Source organism: Sulfurimonas sp. (genome assembly GCF_014859695.1).
Taxonomy (GTDB): domain Bacteria; phylum Campylobacterota; class Campylobacteria; order Campylobacterales; family Sulfurimonadaceae; genus Sulfurimonas.
Genome location: NZ_JACUTS010000127.1, coordinates 1 through 3,643 on the forward strand (window position 1 = coordinate 1; position 3,643 = coordinate 3,643).

3 protein-coding genes are annotated in these 3,643 nt (G+C 36.1%); 1 reads left to right on the plus strand and 2 read right to left on the minus strand.

Features of this window, described 5'->3' with window-relative positions; all coding sequences use genetic code 11:
* The first annotated feature begins 101 nt into the window (after positions 1-101).
* Complete coding sequence (locus tag IBX42_RS11695) at positions 102-767, plus strand: uracil-DNA glycosylase (protein ID WP_294933110.1); 666 nt, start codon at positions 102-104, stop codon at positions 765-767.
* Here IBX42_RS11695 and IBX42_RS11700 read toward each other — a convergent pair.
* Entirely contained in the window at positions 760-1,707 is a 948-nt protein-coding gene (locus tag IBX42_RS11700) for an endonuclease/exonuclease/phosphatase family protein (RefSeq protein WP_294933111.1), read from the minus strand. The two genes, IBX42_RS11695 and IBX42_RS11700, sit on opposite strands and share 8 nt — an antisense overlap.
* Positions 1,708-1,765: 58 nt before the next feature.
* Positions 1,766-3,643, minus strand: a 1,878-nt coding sequence (locus IBX42_RS11705) for a M3 family metallopeptidase (protein ID WP_294933112.1), incomplete at its 5' end; no start/stop codon positions are given.

Sequence of the window (3,643 nt, forward strand, 5' to 3'; positions counted from 1 at the left end):
ACAATCATAATTTTATAAACTTCTTTCTAATATACTTAATTAAAATCTCTTTGAAATAAAATTTATATATAATCAACTAATTACTTTTTATGGGGATTCTAATGATACTTAATAATGACTGGCATATTTTTTTAGAAAATGAATTATCAAAAGATTACTTTATAAAACTTCAGCAATTTATAGAGTTGGAGTATAAAATAAAAACAGTATTTCCTAAATATGAAAATATTTTTAGAGCTTTTAATCTGCTTCATCCGAATGATGTAAAAGTTGTAATAATAGGGCAGGATCCATATCATGGTCATAATCAGGCAAACGGATTAGCCTTTTCGGTATGTGATGAGTGTAAAATCCCACCTTCATTAGTTAATATATTTAAAGAGCTGCATGATGATCTCAACTGCAGTATGCCAGCAAATGGTAATCTGACTAAGTGGGCAGAGCAGGGAGTTTTACTTATAAATAGCGTTCTTAGCGTAGTCGAGGCTATGCCAAATTCACATAAAAACATTGGATGGGAGAACTTTACAGACTCTGTTATAAGTCAACTGTCTTTAAGATATGAAAATTTGGTTTTTGTTTTATGGGGAGCCCCATCTCAGAAAAAAGAGAGACTAATTGATATAAAGAAGCATCTAATACTGAGGGCTCCTCATCCATCACCTCTCTCTTCATATCGTGGTTTTTTTGGTTCTAAGCCCTTCTCTCAAACTAATTCCTATCTTAAGTCTAACAATAAAAAAGAGATTGATTGGTGTCTTAATTGACTCTGAAATTTGCTATCACGGGAAGGTGATCGGAGTACCCTTTCCCCTTGTGTTTTCTCACTTTTGCACGAGAGATTTCCCACCTATTTATATTCTTCTTTTTAAACAGATACTCTTTGCTAAAATTTGAGATGCTGCCATGGATGTATGAGATATCTTGCTCGTTTAGCAGAGGCTGAGAGATAAGTATGTTGTCCAAGACCTCTTTTTTGCCTCTGTAGATATATGTGTATCTATTCTCACTCTCTGTGTCATACCAAAGGTTATAGAAACTCTCTTTTACATGCTTGACTTTTGAAGCGCTCTCCTTTTGATTTATGGTTCCAAGTATATGGTTTATGCCAGTAACTCCGTCGGTGTCATTATGTTTTCTTTTTCTTTTGAATTTTATGTACTCTTCATAGTCTGAATTGAAATCTCCGAGCAAGATGATATTCTTATCAAACCCTATCTCTGAAATTCTTTTTTTTAAAGTTTTTGCGGAAACTATTCTTCTGCTCTCCGGTCCTGATTTTGATTTCCAGTGATTGACAAAAATATAGAACTCTTTGTTGTTGATTACAAATTTGCTCTCCAATATATTTCTGTATTCTAACGTCTGTGTAATACTTAATTCTCTGGAGTATACAAATGGGATTTTGCTAAGAAGTGCTACTTTAATAGTCGTATTTTTTTTATCGGCGATAGTGTAGTATTGATAATAGAGCCCGTTTTGCTTTAGCGCAAACCTCAAATCAAGAAGTGCCTGAAGTGATTCTACCTCTTGAAGAGCGATAATGTCCGCATCTATCTCTTTGATGACATGCGCGATATTTTTTAGTTTTATTTTGTAGTTTTTTTGGTTCCAAAGCGAAGAGCTGTTGGGAACATACTCGCTATACTCATGTCCGCTTTTTTGCAGGTCAAAGAGATTTTCTACATTATAGGTTGCTATCTTCAAAATTTTCTCTCCAAAAAGTGTTGCGCAGAATAAAATAGCCAAAAGTAGGTGTCTCAAACTATATAATCCCATTTAGACGAAGTAGATTATCAGGATTTGGTTCTCTTCCCATCAGCTCTTTAAAGAGTATATCCATGCTTTTTGCACCGCCGCCCTCCAGAACAACATGAAGATATTTTTTAGCGATATTCGACTCAAATATTCCCTCTTCGACAACGCCGAAAAAGGCGTCTGCACTTAGCACTTCCGCCCATTTGTAGCTGTAGTATCCTGCAGCATAACCGCCCGCAAAAATATGCGAAAAGCCGTTTTGAAACTTGTTGTATGATGGCGGTTTTATAAGTGCAGTCTCTTCTCTGATGGAGTCTAGGAGATTTTGAATTTCATCACCTTGATATAGTTTTGTGTGTAGTTTAAAATCAAAAAGAGAGAACTCAAGTTGCCTTAATATTCCAAGGGCCGAGAGGAAGTTTTTACTTTTTACCAACTTCTCTATCATCTCATTAGGTAGTATCTCTTTTGTTTTGTAATGGCACGCAAAAAGTTTTAAAACACTCGGCTCATAAGCAAAGTTTTCCAAAAATTGTGATGGAAACTCAACCGCATCCCACTCTACACCGTTTACGCCGCTTACTTCATTTTCGCCTATATTACTTAGCATATGATGCAGAGCATGTCCCATCTCATGAAAAAGAGTCACAACATCATCATGTCTTAGAAGCGATGGGTTTTTGCTAGAAGATGGCGGAAAATTACATACGATTACCGCAGAGGCTAGTTGCTCATTTGCTTTTTCATCTTGGCAATGGGTCTGAAAGTTGTTCATCCACGCCCCGCCTTGTTTACCCTTTCTAGCCTCTAAATCAAGATATAACCTCGCTTTTAATCTGTTATCCAGATGTAAATCGTATGAGATTGCTTTTTTATGCCACAGCTCCTCTTCTACCTTTTCAAAGCTTATTCCAAAGAGTCTGTTTAAAAATTCAAACATACCCTCTAAAACACTTTTTTGCTCAAAATATGGACGATACTCCTCTTCATCAATCTCATACTTCTCTTTTTTTAAAATTTCGCCGTAGTAGGCACTGTCAAAACTCTGCAGCGGTTTTTTTGCTATCTTTTGAAGCTCCTCTAGCTCCTTTTGCGCTTGTGTTTTAGAGTTTGCAATTAGTTTTTCTAAAAAATCAACAACACTCTTCTCATCTTTTGCCATTTTGCTTGCAAGTGAGTATGAGGCGTAGTTTTTAAACCCTAAAAGTCTACTCATCTCATCTTTTAACGATAATAGCTCATCTATAATCTTGGCATTTTGCGGTGCTCTTGTTACATAGGCGCGGTAAAGCTCTTCTCTGATTTTTTCATTTTTACCGTAGGTCATGTAGGCAATATATGAAGGCATTTGAAGTGTGAACCTATATTTTGTAACACCCTTTTCTTTAAATTTTGCGCTCTCTTTATCACTTTGCGCTAATCCCTCTACATCTTTTGTATCACTTATAATATACTCATACTCATTGGTGGCATCAAGAAGATTTTGAGAGAAGTTGTTTGAGAGTTCACTCTTTTTTATGTTTATCTCCCCAAGTCTTGCTTTGCTCATCTCATCAAGATGCGCACCGCTTAGTTCAAAGTTTAGTATATTTAGCTCTAAAACCCTTTTTTGCTCCTGATTTAGGTGCTTTTGCTCTTTTTTTTGTATCTCTTTGTAGGTCTTGTAAATACCCAAATTTTGAGAGAGCTTGGTGGAGTACTCGGTGATTATCGGCAGGGAAGCTGCATATATCTTTTGCGTCTGCTTCGTATTTTTGACGGAGTTTAGATGTGAGAGCGGAGTGAAAAACTGCTCTAAGTGCTCATCCATCATCTCAAGCGGTTTTACGAAATTTGCAAAACTCTTCTCCTGTATCTTTAAGAGTTCCTCCACTTTTTTGTTGTT